Origin of the sequence: Acinetobacter sp. ACIN00229, from assembly GCF_016106645.1 — a bacterium.
Taxonomy (GTDB): domain Bacteria; phylum Pseudomonadota; class Gammaproteobacteria; order Pseudomonadales; family Moraxellaceae; genus Acinetobacter; species Acinetobacter oleivorans.
Map to the genome: position 1 here is coordinate 40,330 of NZ_JADWOM010000004.1, position 14,400 is coordinate 54,729.

A 14,400-nucleotide genomic window follows, 5' to 3' on the forward strand; every position below is an offset into this window, starting at 1 on the left:
GAGACAAGATTATGCGATTACTTTAAATGAGAAAATAAGTTATGTATACAGACAGTTATGTATATTTAAGCCTTAAATAGATTAAATGTTTAAAATATGCATTTCGATAAATAGGTAGGGTAATAAAAAGCTTATTACTCAAAGCAACATAAACATACAACCCCAACAGCAGGGGGTGTTAGTATGCTAAACCTATACCTCAAGAAATATACAGCATGACGAAAAAAGAACGGCAGTTTAAATCTGGCGAATTTCGATTTTCCTTTTTATCGTTTAAATATTGGGGTATATGGTTTTTAGCATTTATTCTGATGTGTTTTGCGATGTTACCTTGGGCAATTCAATGGCGTCTTGCCGATCTTTTATCAAAAATAGCATGGAAATCTTTAGGTTCAAGACGAAAAACAACATTACGTAATTTAGAAGCCTGCTTTCCTGAAAAAACACCTATGCAAATTGAGGTGAAAGCCAAACAGGTTTTTGTAGATACTCTCACGGGTGTATTTGAAGCCTTAAATGCTTGGTACAGTCCAAACTGGTTTAAAAGCCGTGTTCACATAGATGGATTAGAGAATTTAACAAATAATCAGGAAAATGGCGTACTACTATTAGGCACCCATAGTACGCTTTTAGACGCTGGTGGAGCAGCTTGTACCTTATTTTTTAATATGGACGTGGTTTACAGACCTCAAAATAATCCCTTTTTAGATTTTCTAATTCATCGCAGCCGCGCAAGAGTCTATAAAAACCAGATTGCTCGAGACAACATGCGTGGACTTATCCAAAACCTTAAACATGGTCATGCCATATGGTATAGCCCAGATCAGGACTTTGGCTTAAAACAAGGTGTAATGGCCTCATTTTTCGGAATACAGGCGGCTACCGTGACCGCTCACCGTAGATTGATGGATATCTCAAAAGCAGCAGCAGTACCTTTATACTTTTATAGAAGTGGCGATATTAGAAACCCTCAATATCATGTACTCGTGGAACCTAAATTAGAAAATTTTCCGAGTGGATGTGAAGTGAGTGATGCTGAAAGAGTCAATAAGATTATTGAGAATCAAATTCGTATTGCCCCTACGCAATACATGTGGTTCCATCGACGCTTTAAGACGCGTCCTGCTGGCGAAAAGAAATTTTATTGATGGTTTTTATGGAGAAATAGCACTGATATTTGACTTCTTTCGATTAAAATGAAACAAAATTTGACTTTTAATTGAAAGGAATCTTAATTAAATCAATATGAAAGATGAATCGGGGAGTGGGTAGAGTTTTTCTTGCTTTAATTATTTTGAATATCGATTGCAAATGCTTATGAAGCGTGTATTATCGAGCATAACTAACAAAATATTCTTGTCATAATAAATTTCTATTTGCGCAGTTTTATATTTATAATCCTTGGGTTTCTTCAGATATTTAATTTTTGACATCTATTTTTTAGTTAAATTGGTTTCCCAATAATAAGTTATAATATTTTAAGATTTAGGATATAACATATGTCTACTAGTACTGGTACAGTAAAATGGTTCAATGAAACTAAAGGTTTTGGTTTTATTGTGACTGATGAAGGTAAAGATATTTTTGCTCATTTTACTGATATTCAAACACAAGGTTTTAAAGTTCTATTAGAAGGTCAACGTGTTGAGTTTACCGTAGTACAAGGTAAAAAAGGCCCTCAAGCTTCAAATATTGTGATTCTTCAAAACTCATAAATAAAGCGTTTAATTGATTTGAATATATTGTTTAAATAAAATATATTTAAGTCTAAAGCATTTTATTAGAGTTTAAAAAAGCCCACTTTAGTCTTGTGGGTTTTTTATAAGTTTTAATTCAACTTATATTTAAAAAAAGAAGTATAAAAATACTCTTATCAAAGTGCTTCTAAATTTTTATGTTAAAATATAACGAATTAGGTGTATGGTATTAAAATGGATATTTGTATTGGCGGTATTTTTGACGGTCAGAAAATAGAAAATAATAATGATTTCTTTAAGGTTGAAGAGCATTATTCAGACAATAGTTCTAAATATATTAGGCAACACTTCCACTTGTTTGGACAAATTTTTAGCTTTTGGGTGTGTGATGAGGTTGATTTAAGTCAAGCAATGAGAAGAGCCGAGAGTATTTTAAAGAAGAAAAATGAAAATATTTAGCTAATAAATTAAAATAATTTTACTACTGTCTATTATTTTAAAGATTTTCTTATTAAATTAATTGAAATAGATTTAATGAGTAAACTTTAATTTTTGAAAAACAATGATTTTATTTTATAGCTTCAAATGGTATTTACAATATTTTAGTATTAGTTACAGACCATTACAATTTGTGAGTGGAATTTGGTAAATATAGTTATACATTAGGCGTAAGCTAAAGTTGTTTTATTTATTGCGCAAATAAAACAAAGCCCACTTTAATAAAATCTTTTATTAAAGTGGGCTCTTTATTCAGACGGTCATCTTTAATTCAACATTCATAATTAAACTATAGATAATATTTATTGTTATAGCCTCGCTTAGAAAGGAAAACATTTTAAATGTTAAGTGAAGTACAACCTAATATTTGCTTTATTGGCAGTAGTAATTTAGCTTTGGCTTTAATCGGAGGAATGGTTTTAAAAGGGTTTAACAAAGAAAAAATACACTTAATTGAAGAGAAAAAAATTAATGATACACATGCTTTGAAGCAAAAAGAAAATGGTTTAAAAAAAGCTGATATTGTTGTGTTGTTACTCGATCCAAAACAATTAAAAGAGATACTTGCGCCGTTTAAAAAATGGTTAGCAAATAAGATTATTGTTTCTATGATGGCAGGGATTGATATTGCGCACCTATCCAGTTTTACAGGTTCAAAGAAAATCGTTCGTGTGATTTCAAATCCGCCTGTACTGACCCATGTTGGTACTCACGTGCTGATTGCTTCAGAGCAAATGGACCAGCTTGATAAAGACTTAATTGAAACCTTGTATTCTGCAACGGGCCAGACTTTTTGGGCGCCGTCTGAAACACAAAGTGATGCCATTATTGCATTATCAGGTTCAGGGCCAGCTTACTTTTTCTATATTTTAGATAGCATGATTAAGACAGGTGTTTCATTAGGGCTAGATAAACAATTTGCCTTAGATCTTGCGCTTCAAGCGGCTACTGGCGCAGTCGAAATGATTCGTAAAAGTAATGTTCCACCAGCGGAGTTATGTGGAAAGGTCACTTTAGCAAATGGGATTACCGAATCTGCTTTACGAATGTTTGAATTAGGCAATGTGTCTGATGATATACGTTTAGCAATGAGGGCCGCATATCATCGTAGCAAAGAAATTACTTCAGAAATTATTTCTGAGGCTCGTTAACGCTTTTTAGCAAACTAGGCCTTTAAGAAGTATTCCCAAATAATGAAACCTAAGCCAAACCCAATAAAAGAGTAGAGAGTAATAATAAAGAATACAAAACTGGCCTTATTTTTTTTCTTCAAAATGTTCATGGCGATGCCTCCAATTCAGATTAATTTTATTATGGAGATGAGGAGGCTGTAATCATAGATACAGAATTTTTTAAAAAAAATATAACAGAGCCTAAATCTGTTATCGCTTAAGCCGCTTAACTAAATAAGCATTTTAAAATCAATAGTTTACGTCGATGCGCTATAGGCATTACACCTTTTATTCAATTAACATTAAATCGGCGGTATTGGCAGATTTAAGAGGGCGTAGGGCAAAGGTCGAACGGGTGTGTCGAATTCCTTTAATTGAATAGAGTTTTTTTCGTAAAAAACGTTCGTAATGGTCAGCATCTTTTACTGCTACTTTAACCAAATAATCATAATCACCTGTGACGAGATGAGCTTCTACAACTTCAGGTATGTCAGCTAATGCTTCGCTGAAATTTTCCAGCATTTCATCGTCATGGCGTTCTAAAGTAATTTCTATGAAGAATACTTCATGAATACCGATCGCTTTTGGGTTTACGTTTACCGTATAGCCTTCAATAATTTTTAAAGTTTCCAGACGTTTCAGTCGTGTCCAGCATGGTGAAGATGAAAGACCGACTTCTTCTGCTAATTGAGCAACAGTTAAACGGCCATTGCCCCGTAAGGCAGATAAAATTTTCCGATCTATACGATCTAGTGTGTATTCTGTTCTGTTCAAAATATAAACCAAAGAAGAATCTTCTGATAAAATTAAATATACTTCATTTTTATGCTGTGAACATTTAAAAATATTAAAAAATACAGGAAACATTTTGAGTTAAAGGTACATACACTAGTTCTATGCATCGAACTCTCTGGATAAGGGTTGTGATGGAGCAAAGAGCACTGTTTCAGTAAGGGTGACTAAACAGTGCTCTTTGCGGATCTCTTCTAAGTTCTTAAATCTATTTTTAAAGAATAGAATTCTCTAATTTGTTAATTGCTATTTCTAGCTGATCATAATGGTGAATCTTTTTATCTGCGAAAGGATAATCAATGGAAGGATCAGGATGGAAAAAGATCGTTTTCATTCCAGCTTTGTTAGCACCTTCAATATCGGCCTTCGGATTATCACCTACAAAAATACATTCATCAGGGATAAAGCCAAGCTCTTTACATGCATGCTCAAATATTTGTATATTGGGTTTTCGTAAGCCTATAGCTTCTGAAACAATAATTGTAGAAAAAAATTCCTTAAGACCTAGTGCATAAAAGTTATTTTCTTGGAAAGGGGATTTCCCATTAGAAATTAAGCCTAATTTATATCCTTTGTTATAAAGATTTTGAATTGTTTCAGGAACTCTTTCAAATGAAGAAGAAAACTTATTAAAGTCATTAACGTAGGAGTTCAGCAAGGTCTCGACGTTAAAATTTTTGATATTAAATTCTTTAAGCAATTGGGTATAAACCAAGTCTTTCCAAACATTTCCATTATTATCTAATTCAATAAATCGAGTGATAAAGTCTTGCTTATTCTTCTGTGATACCAATTGGAAAAAGTTTACTTGCCATTCAACAAATTTTTTAAGTGATGTATTTCTGTCAAGTAGAGTCTGATCTAAATCAAATAAAATAGCTTTTAGCATTTTCTGTTTTTGTAGAATTTTTAGATAAAGCCAGTATAGCTGTCTATTGGATTTAAGGATTTTAAAATTTTGTGCTTACTGTGTATTAAAACAAATTAAATAATAACTTTTATTTATCAATTGAAGAAAAACTAATCATTATTTTTTATCTAACTTTTGCTTTATGGTGATTTCATTGCAAAGTAGGAAGCAAGGTTATGATCACCCAGCACGATATAAATCAAAAACAATATCAAAATAAATCTTTAGACTATTTGAATAGCCAAGCACATTCTGAAGGAATTGAATTTAATAAATTTATTCATGAAATTCAGAAATATGAAAAGGCTGTGGTTCTAGATTTAGGCTGTGGTGGTGGTCATGTCTCTTATAATGTTGCTCCGCATGCTGACCTAGTCTTTGCCTACGATTTATCTCATGAAATGTTAGACACAGTCTCTAAAGCCGCTAGCCAGCGCAAATTAAAAAACATCTTTGTGCAGCAGGGCATTGCTGAAGATATGCCTTTTAGTGATCAGCAGTTTGATGTCGTGATTAGCCGATATTCAGCTCATCACTGGCAGCATGTTCCGACTGCAATGAAAGAAGTAAATCGTGTTCTTAAGCCAGATGGCATTGTTATTTTTGTAGACATTATTAGTTCTAGCTCACCTATATTAGATACGTTTTTACAGACGATCGAAACGATTCGAGACCCGAGTCACGTAAGAAACTATAGTGTGAAAGAGTGGGTTTATTTTATCGAAGATGCAGGCTTTGACTTAGTAGCTTTAGACAAGCAAACGCTTTCATTAGACTTTGATAGTTGGGTAAAGCGTATGAAAACTCCTGAAGATCAAGTTAAAACTTTACGCTATTTGCAGGAAGGTTCATCTGACCTCGTTAAGAAGTATTTCAAAATTCAAAATGACGGTAGCTTTGAAAGCCATGTGGGTTATTTTGTCTTTAAGAAGTTAGGGTTTTAAAGTGCTAATGAGTAAGGGTTTTAGTCGATAAGAAATCTATGAAATATCACTAAAACTCTTTACTTGAATAACTTGGATTATATTAAAGAAGATTAGAAAAAATTTAATATCATTTATTTGATAAAAGTTAATCACACAATTTTTTTAAGGTGATTAAGTATTCAAAAGATAAGGGGATTTATCTAATTTCCTTATTATTAATAGACACTTATAAGTAATTATTATTTAATACGCCCGCAACATTATCACTAATACTTTTAATAACTTTGTCGGGGAAATAATGCGTAATATTTTAGTAACAGTTTTCACTTTATTGGTAGGAACATCAGTTTATGCTGAACAAGAGCCCAAAACTTATATACAGCGAACAACTTGCGAGAGAACAGTACAGCTACATGGTTTTTTAAGCCGTGCTCAACTTGATTGTAATTATCACTATACTTCACAAGAATTAGTTCATGAATCTGACAAATGTACTAAACATGAACTAGGTGAAAAATATGGTAGAGAAGTTATGAGATTAGGTATGGACCAATTTGAAGCACGCAAGAGAGGAGATATGAAAGGCCAATTATGTAGTACGGTTTTAAAAGAGTTTCCAAACTATATTAAAAAATAAAATAAGGTTTTAAAAACCTCTTCTAGCAAGCCGATAAAATGGATTTATTTATTCATTTTATCGGTGTATCACAGCATATAATTTAAAATAAAAAAATAAACTTTAATAATTCGCTTAATATTACATTGACACTTAAAATCTCTCTTATTATTCTTCGTTTCAGGATGAGAAAGGGACGCTTAATGCGTGCTGATCTTTTGGGTTCAGTCTGTCAACTCTTTCTCGTTCTATTATTATTTTTACTAAATAATCAATTTCTAATGAAGTAATTAAATATTCTAATCCAATGAAAAATAATATTTATTCAATTATTTTCTAGCCAATATCACATTGACACCTAAAACCCCTCCGATTATGCTTTGCGTGCTGGCCACATTGCCAGTCGATTTTGACAGATCGATTTAACACACAAGACATCAAAAAGTTCTCTTTTTGGTGGCGAACTCGTTCGTCCCCCTTCGTAGCGGTAGGGCGAGGGAGGGACGCCTTGTGCGTGCTGATTCTTGTGTGTCAGTCTGTCAACCTTCTCTCGTTCTACCACCATAATCATTTGACAGTGATCTGGTAGAACTTCTTTACACACAAGGAGTTCGCTCATGCGTACTATTTCTTCTCATTTATTGGTCTTTGCCAAACTCTCTCTAGCCATACCGCCCAACTGGTCTTTAAAACGGTTTAACCGACTCTAGGTTTTCTACAACCTTAGCTCGTTACGACTAAAAAATCATAGCAACAATAAAATCTGAGATAGCTTAGGCACATTTTTGTGCTGCTTTTGCATGCCTGTTTTTTAGCACTCATTTTAAGAGTGACGGCATTTCTATCTCTTTTAGATACAACAAAAAATTATTTAAACGGTCTTCCTATGCCAAATTTAGAATCTTCATTTAGAGCACTCAGAGTGCTTCACATCGCAAAAGACTTATTTAATCAATATGGGTTTCATAAGGTCGGGGTCGACCAAATTATTGCAGAAGCCAAAGTTGCCAAGGCTACTTTTTACAACGACTTTCACTCAAAAGCACGACTCATCGAGATGTGTCTTACTTTTCAAAAAGACGCGCTCAAAGTAAAAGTATTTTCCATCGTTAATTCTTACCGTGAACAAATGGTGCTCGATAAACTCAAGGAGATTTATTTTCTACATGCCGACTTAAATGGCTTTTATCATTTGCCATTTAAGGCAATTTTTGAAATTGAAAAGCTTTATCCTGTTGCCTATAAGGTTGTAGTTGATTATAGAAACTGGTTTATTGGCGAAATTCATAAGTTGCTTTTAACCTTAAAAACGACGGCTTCAATCCAAGATGCTTACATGTTTTTATTTATGATTGATGGGGCGATGGTCCAGCTTTTAGATAAAAATGCGGTCGATGAAAGAGATCGGTTGTTGGATTATTTCTTTTTAAATTTTGCTTAAGCGACAAAACTTACTAAAGAAAAAGCCTCCAATCAAGGAGGCTTTCATTTTAAATAAAATAGCTGCTTAGCTTAATGTTGCAGGTTTTGCAGTCTGAGCCATTCCTTCAAAATATTGAACAGCAGGCGAACGAGCCATATAAGCTAAAGCTTGCTCGGTGTCACCTTCATGAAGTGGGTTAAATTTTGGAGAAACCCATCTTAATGTCGCTTTCCATAAATATTTAATGGTCGGTAGGTTGTCTGAGCGAGTAGCCGTTTTTTCAAATTCACGAATGAAATTAAAGAAGCCACGACGCATCAATTTTTGAATGTCTTCGTGCTCTAAATCTTGCTTGCCTAGACTACGCGCAAAGTCAGCAAGGAAATAAATAAACAGCGGGAAAACAGCTGCCATAATCACTTGGCGCGACACATAAAAACCAAACTTGTTTGTTAAGAGGTGCTCAAATAAGTCGTAGGCAACACAACGATGCTCAACTTCTTCAGCCAAATGCCAACGGAACAAGTCTGCCATGGCAGGGTCGGCTTTGTCCCAAGACTTACTGTCGAGTGTCCACTGACCAATGGTTCCGGTAAAGTGCTCAATTGCAGCAATCACACCAACTCGAAAAAGTAACCAATATTCATCGAGCTTTTCGCCTTTTAAAAAGGGCATACCTAAAGGTTTGTCACCTAATAAAATGTTAAACACAAAATGGGCACGGTTGAGTGTTTCTTGAATGTCGTAGCCATTTTCGCGTAAGAAGTCCTGAGCCTTTTCATGGGCACGTGCATGTGCTGCTTCTTGACGAACAAAGCCAATCACTTCTTGTTTTAAGGTTTCATCGGTAATCAAGGGAAGGGTTTTATTAAACACGCGGCAAAACCAAAATTCACCAGCTGGCAAGAGCATATTAATACCATTTGCTACGTGTGAGCATAGCGGATCATTCGGCATCCAACACACAGACGACTCCGCGAAATCAAAATGTACTTTTCGAGCTTTAAGCTGATGATTCCCTGTGATCATATACGTCACCCTATTCATAATTATTCATTTAATGCGAATGCACAATTTTTAGCATTAAGTAAAATCGATCACCATGTGCTTAAGGGACAAAAATGCACATTCTTATATTATGTACCACTCATTATTGATAAAAGCGCTCACCTTTTGATGGAATTGATAAACTTTTAGTCCTGAATATTCTGTAATAGCTTAAAAAATGTACTCGTTTCGTATGCGTGTATATTTTATGAGCAATATGTCGGGTATTGTTAAGCTGAGGATCTTACGTGGTGGGAACTATGTGAAGATATTCGATGTTGTTTCAGAAGCTATAATAAAGATTTAGTCCAGTCGTTCCTCGGGAAAAGAACTGCTGAATCCCTTATTAGCTCATTGCATCAGGCCAAGTTGACCCAGATCAAACTTACGTTATTGGATTAACTTGATAGTACATTAGCGGAGGATGTGGAGTGACAAGAGAAAGAAGAAAAGTTCCCAAGAGTGTGCCAATCGCGATAATGTTCGTTCTCGTAACTACATTGATGATAGGTACGATTGCTTCGGCGGCGCGGCAACAGAGTGAAGGGGAACTTATTCGGAAGGATTTCAGAGTCCTTACGGCAGATGGTGTTGGGTTACATGTTCGGGAGGTTCGCGAGAATGGAACTAAGGGACGACCTGCGCTCATTCTTGTACATGGTGCACGCGTTCCTGGTATTGGATCATTTGATTTGGATGTGTCAAACGGATCACTCGCAGCAGATCTTGCGCGGTTAACAGGGCGAACAATCTTTATTCTTGATGCTCGGGGTTACGGTCAATCGGATCGTCCTACAGCTATGGATCACTCCCCAAACAAAGTTAAGCCGCTTTCGCGTGCTTATGAAGTTGTACGTGACATTGATGCTGTTGTAACGTTTGCACGGCAACATACTGGTAATGAGCAGGTCGCTCTGTTGGGCTGGGCAACTGGGGGAATGTGGGCAGCTTATTATTCGTCGCTCTGGCCCGAACGTGTCAGCGAACTCATAATGTTTAATGCGCTATATGGTGGATCACGACAACATGATGGGATCGGTCTCGGTTCAGCAAATGATGATCCTAACAATTCGGGGCGCTTCAATCCTGCGATGGGGGGATATGCATTAAATACGGCTGCTTCGCTTTTGCCCTCATGGGATAAAACAATTCCAATTGAAAATAAGACGGAGTGGCGAGATCCTTTGGTTGTTGAAGCTTATACGCGAGCAGCGCTAGCTAGTGATCCACAGTCTAGTAGGCATCAACCTCCAGCATTCCGCGCGCCCTTAGGTGCTATGGAGGACAGTTTTTACCAAGCGACAGGACGACATCTATTTGATGCTGGAAGCATTAAGGCTGCCGTGCTTATAGTCCGCTCCGAGCACGATTTTTGGAGTCGACCTGAGGATACTGAAAACTTTATTCATGATGCGGTGCATGCGAAAAGTATTCGCGAGGTTACATTGGCCAACGCGACCCATTATGCTCATCTTGACCGCCCTGAACGGGGGAGAAGCCAATTTATCGATGAAATTGTAAAATTTCTTTTGAATAAAAACCGCTAAGTTAGTTTTCAAAAAGCTGGTTTTGAACCTCTAAAACATGACTTATCAGGATATTGGTCAAGGCAGTATTAATCATGAAAATCGTATCGTCTTTAAGGTTACATCAGACTCTATTATCATTGTAACTAACTAAATATCAATAAAAAAGGCTCCTTATGAAAAGGAGCCTTCAGTTTGGGGAGTTAGGCTTTAAAGTTTCTAAGCCTCTTTATTTTTCTAAGCTAAATCGCTTTATTATAAATTTCACGTTAAGTCACGTATCGTGCTTAAAAGTCTAGATCGCTTGCCACTGATCTTTAACTTCTTCTGAGTTTTTATTCAGAATGACTTGGTTTTCTTTCACTTCACCAATCCATCCTGTAGGAATAAGGTGATGTTGACCGCTTTCGTCTCGAGTCAGCTTTAATTGGTTTTCACCATCTAGATGGTCGACTGTACCTACTTTAGTACCACAAGAAGCAATAACGTCTGCGTGTTTTTTAATATCATTAATATTTAAAGTGCTCATTTTAGACCTCTTCTTTAGAAATAGAAAAACGGTAAGACTTAAATTACTTTAAATAATTGGATAAATCAGGGGTTTTTAATAAACCTTACAGGATGGGTTTATAAGTTCACTTAATAAATATATTCGAGTAACAATGAAATAATTAGATATAAAACTAATAATATTTATCTTTTTATTACAATTTACATGTTTATTTAAACAGAAGTATTTAGATAAGGTTAAACCAAGTCTTATAAATAATTATTTGCAATGAATATTAAAATACCTATAAATGTGACGATATTAAGTGCCTTGAGTGAATTTGAATCTGCCTTAGCTGAAGATAAAACCAAGCTTCGTATAGATTTACTCTCTCAATTGGTAAATTTAGCGAAAAATTTGCCTCATCCAGCTTCGGGTCAGACCTATCAACGTTGGCAGCTTTTTGCTCAAATTGCTGGAGTCGATTTAAGTTTGGCGAAGCTTTTTGAATCACACTGCGATGCTTTAAGCATTTTAAGTGAATTGGGTTATCACCCAGAAATAGATGACCAACTTTGGGCTGTTTGGGCAGCAGATGGTGGACCAGCTCCATTGCAAGTAAAAGATAACCTTTGTAATGGCATAAAGCCTTGGTGCTCTGGTGCAGAGTTTATTCAAAAAGTTTTGATGAGTTATAAAAATCAACAAGGGCAGGCGCAGCTTTGTATTGTTGACTTAAGTCATTCCTCTATTAGCACGGACTCAAGCCACTGGCATGCAGTCGGGATGAATGCGACAAAGACTGCAAGAGTAAGTTTTGAAAATACACCTGTTAAATTGATAGGTCATCCAAATAGTTATTTAAAACGCCCAGGTTTTTGGCATGGTGCAGCAGGTGTTGCGGCTTGTTGGTATGGTGCCGCCGTGGGTTTAGCTGGTTTTTTACAAGAAAGTTGTCAGGTCAGTCCGAATCCTTTTAAAAAATTGTACTTGGGAGAGGTCGCTCATCAATTAGAAATTACTAAGCAATATTTTCAATATGTTGCTGAACTGATTGACAGCAAACCCATGCTAAATCATGAGCGGGAAATACGAATACTACGTGCCCAAACAGAACAATGCTGTCTGAGTGTGGTTGAGCGAGTAGGCAAAGCATTAGGTGCTCGTCCTTTTTGTGAAGATGCAACTTTTGCACAGCTCATGGCTGATTTGCCTGTGTTTATCAGACAAAGTCATGCTGCTTTTGACTACCAGCAAATTACAGAACTCTGTTTATCGGACCAAAGCCTATGGGAACTTTAAAACATCCTTTGGTCGAAGACCGCATTATTTTTGGTGAGGGTACGTCAAAAGAGCAATGGTTAAATGCATTTCAACAACAACCTTTAGCAGCTTTAGATCTTGAGTTGTTTCGCTCAAAAAGGGTGGTGATAGTCGCTCCACATCCTGATGATGAGGTACTTGGTTGCGGTGGTTTAATGCAGCAACTTATTGCGCTAAATTGTAAGATTCTCATTTTAGCGGTAAGTAACGGCACACAAAGCCATCCTAACTCTACAAAATATCCTCCAGATCAGCTCAATATTCTTCGTCCGCAAGAAAGCTTGGCAGCCTTAAAGTGTTTAGGAGTAGCCGAGTCAACCGAGCATGTAGAGCTTAATTTGTTAGATGGTCAGATTCATTTACAAACCGATCAACTGTGGCAGAGTTTAGAGCAGATCGTTCAACCCGATGACATTCTAGTTTGTAGCTATGCCTTTGATGGTCACCCAGACCACGAAGCCGTAGGTAAAACCGTACAAGCTTATGCAACCGCTAAGCAACTTCTATGTTTACACGTATTAATTTGGGCTTGGCATTGGGCAAAGCCGTTAGACTCACGAATTGATTGGTACCGAGCAAAAGCCTATCACTTAACCGAAGAACAGCTAACTAAAAAACATCAAGCAATTTTGCAGTTTAAAACCCAACTTGAAGCAGATGAAACCACGGGTAATGCTGCGGTTCTTTCTTCAAGTGCAATTAAACGTCTTTTAATGCCTTATGAGGTTTATTTGAGTGATTCATTCTCGCATGTACTTTGAAGATTTATATCGTCATAACAGTGATCCGTGGGGCTATGACTCTCATTGGTATGAAGCTCGCAAAAGACAAATTTGTCTCGCGCTGTTGACAAAACCTCGTTACTCAAAAGTGTTAGAAGTGGGCTGTTCAAATGGACATTTAAGTTTTCATTTGGCGCAAAGAGCCGAGCAATTGCTGTGTATAGATGTCTCTGGGAGTGCTGTTCGCTTAGCGTCCGAGCGCTTAAAAGAATTTGAGCATGTGGTTGTTGAAAATAGAAAAATACCTGAAGACTACTCAATTCAAAAATTCGACCTCATTTTAATTAGTGAGATGGCCTATTACTTATCTGCTGATGAGTTGCAGCAGTTTATTGAAAAGTTAAAACATAGTTTAAATGATGACGGTGAGATTCTGTGTTGTCATTGGCGTCATGAAATTCAAGATTTTGAATTAAATGCAGAAAAAGTCCATCAAGGCTTTCAGCAACATTTTCCATTTCATCACTATCTCAGTTTAAACGATCCAGATTTTATGATTGATCTATGGACGGCGAACACTTCCTCTTTAGCACAGCAGGAAAAACTAAGATGAAAATAGGTATCGTCATTCCAGCGCATAACGAAGAGCACTATCTATCTGCCTGTTTGCAATCTATTCAGGTCGCTATAGATAACATTAGCGGTTATGACGTAGAAGTGATTGTGGTATTGGATAACTGTACAGATCAGTCGCGGTTAATTGTACAAAGCCATCAAATCAATTGGATTGAATGTAACTACGCATGTGTTGGGCAAGCACGAGATTTAGGAATTCGCCATTTAATTGGCCGTGGTGTGACATGGATTGCATGTACAGATGCAGATACGGTGGTCAGTCCTGATTGGCTGCGCTATCAAATCCAGCACCAACCCACAGATGCAATTTGCGGCACTGTAACGCTAGATGATTTTAGTCATCTCTCTATAACCAAACAGCAAAAATATTTAGCGCATTATAAAGATCAGATGGATCACGCGCATATTCATGGGGCGAATTTAAGTTTTAGTGCGGAGGTCTATCTTTTGGTAGGTGGCTTTGAACCTATTTCATGTCATGAAGATGTATCTTTAATCAAAAAACTGATCAAGCATTGTTGCAATATTACTTGGAGTAATCTGGTTCGAGTGACAACGAGTAGTCGCTTGAACGGGCGTGCGCCTCAGGGTTTATCGTACTTTTTAAATAATCTCTAATGAC

The 14,400-nt window shown here is 36.4% G+C and carries 17 protein-coding genes; 12 read left to right on the forward strand and 5 right to left on the reverse strand.

The window, feature by feature from the left end; genetic code table 11:
• Nucleotides 1–215: 215 nt before the first annotated feature.
• The 4 genes from I7H67_RS04425 (at nt 216) to I7H67_RS04440 (ending at nt 3,346) form a co-directional block, all read left to right on the forward strand.
• A complete protein-coding gene (locus I7H67_RS04425; protein ID WP_013198449.1) occupies nt 216–1,148 on the forward strand; it encodes a lauroyl acyltransferase in 933 nt (310 codons plus the stop codon).
• 351 nt (nt 1,149–1,499) lie between these two features.
• Nucleotides 1,500–1,715: a cold-shock protein gene (locus I7H67_RS04430; protein ID WP_005303678.1), complete on the forward strand. Its 216-nt coding sequence runs from the start codon at nt 1,500–1,502 to the stop codon at nt 1,713–1,715.
• Between the two features lie 216 nt (nt 1,716–1,931).
• Nucleotides 1,932–2,156, forward strand: a complete 225-nt coding sequence (locus I7H67_RS04435) for a hypothetical protein (RefSeq protein WP_151987403.1) — start codon at nt 1,932–1,934, stop codon at nt 2,154–2,156.
• 380 nt (nt 2,157–2,536) lie between these two features.
• Nucleotides 2,537–3,346: a pyrroline-5-carboxylate reductase family protein gene (locus I7H67_RS04440; RefSeq protein ID WP_151987405.1), complete on the forward strand. Its 810-nt coding sequence runs from the start codon at nt 2,537–2,539 to the stop codon at nt 3,344–3,346.
• A gap of 14 nt (nt 3,347–3,360) precedes the next feature.
• Here the strand turns inward: I7H67_RS04440 and I7H67_RS04445 are convergent, their stop codons facing one another.
• The 3 genes from I7H67_RS04445 to I7H67_RS04455 all read right to left on the reverse strand — a co-directional run bounded on the left by I7H67_RS04445 (nt 3,361) and on the right by I7H67_RS04455 (nt 5,048).
• Nucleotides 3,361–3,477: a hypothetical protein gene (locus I7H67_RS04445; protein ID WP_004793556.1), complete on the reverse strand. Its 117-nt coding sequence runs from the start codon at nt 3,475–3,477 to the stop codon at nt 3,361–3,363.
• Between the two features lie 178 nt (nt 3,478–3,655).
• Nucleotides 3,656–4,141: an Lrp/AsnC family transcriptional regulator gene (locus tag I7H67_RS04450; protein ID WP_031945309.1), complete on the reverse strand. Its 486-nt coding sequence runs from the start codon at nt 4,139–4,141 to the stop codon at nt 3,656–3,658.
• Between the two features lie 232 nt (nt 4,142–4,373).
• Nucleotides 4,374–5,048: an HAD family hydrolase gene (locus tag I7H67_RS04455; RefSeq protein ID WP_198307177.1), complete on the reverse strand. Its 675-nt coding sequence runs from the start codon at nt 5,046–5,048 to the stop codon at nt 4,374–4,376.
• Between the two features lie 197 nt (nt 5,049–5,245).
• On the opposite strand from I7H67_RS04455, the gene I7H67_RS04460 reads away from it, so the two are divergent.
• The 3 genes from I7H67_RS04460 to I7H67_RS04470 all read left to right on the forward strand — a co-directional run bounded on the left by I7H67_RS04460 (nt 5,246) and on the right by I7H67_RS04470 (nt 8,052).
• Nucleotides 5,246–6,013 carry a class I SAM-dependent methyltransferase gene (locus tag I7H67_RS04460; RefSeq protein WP_151823266.1) on the forward strand — a complete coding sequence of 256 codons (768 nt, stop codon included), beginning with the start codon at nt 5,246–5,248 and terminating at the stop codon, nt 6,011–6,013.
• 280 nt (nt 6,014–6,293) lie between these two features.
• The gene (locus I7H67_RS04465) at nt 6,294–6,632 is read left to right on the forward strand and encodes a hypothetical protein (protein WP_111854754.1); all 339 of its coding nucleotides are present in this window, start codon (nt 6,294–6,296) and stop codon (nt 6,630–6,632) included.
• Between the two features lie 865 nt (nt 6,633–7,497).
• Nucleotides 7,498–8,052: a TetR/AcrR family transcriptional regulator gene (locus I7H67_RS04470; protein ID WP_198307178.1), complete on the forward strand. Its 555-nt coding sequence runs from the start codon at nt 7,498–7,500 to the stop codon at nt 8,050–8,052.
• Between the two features lie 66 nt (nt 8,053–8,118).
• Here the strand turns inward: I7H67_RS04470 and I7H67_RS04475 are convergent, their stop codons facing one another.
• The gene (locus I7H67_RS04475) at nt 8,119–9,063 is read right to left on the reverse strand and encodes a metal-dependent hydrolase (RefSeq protein ID WP_198307179.1); all 945 of its coding nucleotides are present in this window, start codon (nt 9,061–9,063) and stop codon (nt 8,119–8,121) included.
• A gap of 449 nt (nt 9,064–9,512) precedes the next feature.
• On the opposite strand from I7H67_RS04475, the gene I7H67_RS04485 reads away from it, so the two are divergent.
• Nucleotides 9,513–10,628: an alpha/beta fold hydrolase gene (locus I7H67_RS04485; RefSeq protein WP_192454908.1), complete on the forward strand. Its 1,116-nt coding sequence runs from the start codon at nt 9,513–9,515 to the stop codon at nt 10,626–10,628.
• A gap of 274 nt (nt 10,629–10,902) precedes the next feature.
• Here I7H67_RS04485 and I7H67_RS04490 read toward each other — a convergent pair whose 3' ends face one another.
• Nucleotides 10,903–11,136, reverse strand: coding sequence for a DUF2171 domain-containing protein (locus I7H67_RS04490; protein ID WP_004793546.1), 234 nt, complete (start codon nt 11,134–11,136; stop codon nt 10,903–10,905).
• A 249-nt stretch (nt 11,137–11,385) separates the two neighbouring features.
• Here I7H67_RS04490 and I7H67_RS04495 point away from each other — a divergent pair, with 249 nt between their 5' ends.
• From I7H67_RS04495 to I7H67_RS04510, 4 genes are read left to right on the forward strand one after another with little or no spacing between them, the layout of a single operon-like run.
• Entirely contained in the window at nt 11,386–12,399 is a 1,014-nt protein-coding gene (locus I7H67_RS04495) for an acyl-CoA dehydrogenase (protein ID WP_192837260.1), read from the forward strand.
• A complete protein-coding gene (locus tag I7H67_RS04500) occupies nt 12,387–13,181 on the forward strand; it encodes a PIG-L deacetylase family protein (RefSeq protein WP_192837259.1) in 795 nt (264 codons plus the stop codon). The genes I7H67_RS04495 and I7H67_RS04500 overlap by 13 nt, the downstream gene beginning before the upstream one ends.
• Nucleotides 13,156–13,755 (forward strand): class I SAM-dependent methyltransferase, encoded by a 600-nt coding sequence (locus tag I7H67_RS04505; RefSeq protein WP_192837258.1) that lies wholly within the window; start codon nt 13,156–13,158, stop codon nt 13,753–13,755. The genes I7H67_RS04500 and I7H67_RS04505 overlap by 26 nt, the downstream gene beginning before the upstream one ends.
• Nucleotides 13,752–14,396 (forward strand): glycosyltransferase, encoded by a 645-nt coding sequence (locus I7H67_RS04510; RefSeq protein WP_192837257.1) that lies wholly within the window; start codon nt 13,752–13,754, stop codon nt 14,394–14,396. Before I7H67_RS04505 ends, I7H67_RS04510 begins: the two co-directional genes overlap by 4 nt.
• The last annotated feature ends 4 nt before the right edge of the window (nt 14,397–14,400 follow it).

Coding starts and splice junctions, on each gene's coding strand:
- I7H67_RS04425 (WP_013198449.1), top strand. CDS start 216: ATGACGAAAAAAGAACGGCAGTTTAAATCTGGCGAATTTCGATTTTCC.
- I7H67_RS04430 (WP_005303678.1), top strand. CDS start 1,500: ATGTCTACTAGTACTGGTACAGTAAAATGGTTCAATGAAACTAAAGGT.
- I7H67_RS04435 (WP_151987403.1), top strand. CDS start 1,932: ATGGATATTTGTATTGGCGGTATTTTTGACGGTCAGAAAATAGAAAAT.
- I7H67_RS04440 (WP_151987405.1), top strand. CDS start 2,537: ATGTTAAGTGAAGTACAACCTAATATTTGCTTTATTGGCAGTAGTAAT.
- I7H67_RS04445 (WP_004793556.1), bottom strand. CDS start 3,477: ATGAACATTTTGAAGAAAAAAAATAAGGCCAGTTTTGTATTCTTTATT.
- I7H67_RS04455 (WP_198307177.1), bottom strand. CDS start 5,048: ATGCTAAAAGCTATTTTATTTGATTTAGATCAGACTCTACTTGACAGA.
- I7H67_RS04460 (WP_151823266.1), top strand. CDS start 5,246: ATGATCACCCAGCACGATATAAATCAAAAACAATATCAAAATAAATCT.
- I7H67_RS04465 (WP_111854754.1), top strand. CDS start 6,294: ATGCGTAATATTTTAGTAACAGTTTTCACTTTATTGGTAGGAACATCA.
- I7H67_RS04470 (WP_198307178.1), top strand. CDS start 7,498: ATGCCAAATTTAGAATCTTCATTTAGAGCACTCAGAGTGCTTCACATC.
- I7H67_RS04475 (WP_198307179.1), bottom strand. CDS start 9,063: ATGATCACAGGGAATCATCAGCTTAAAGCTCGAAAAGTACATTTTGAT.
- I7H67_RS04490 (WP_004793546.1), bottom strand. CDS start 11,136: ATGAGCACTTTAAATATTAATGATATTAAAAAACACGCAGACGTTATT.
- I7H67_RS04495 (WP_192837260.1), top strand. CDS start 11,386: ATGAATATTAAAATACCTATAAATGTGACGATATTAAGTGCCTTGAGT.
- I7H67_RS04500 (WP_192837259.1), top strand. CDS start 12,387: ATGGGAACTTTAAAACATCCTTTGGTCGAAGACCGCATTATTTTTGGT.
- I7H67_RS04510 (WP_192837257.1), top strand. CDS start 13,752: ATGAAAATAGGTATCGTCATTCCAGCGCATAACGAAGAGCACTATCTA.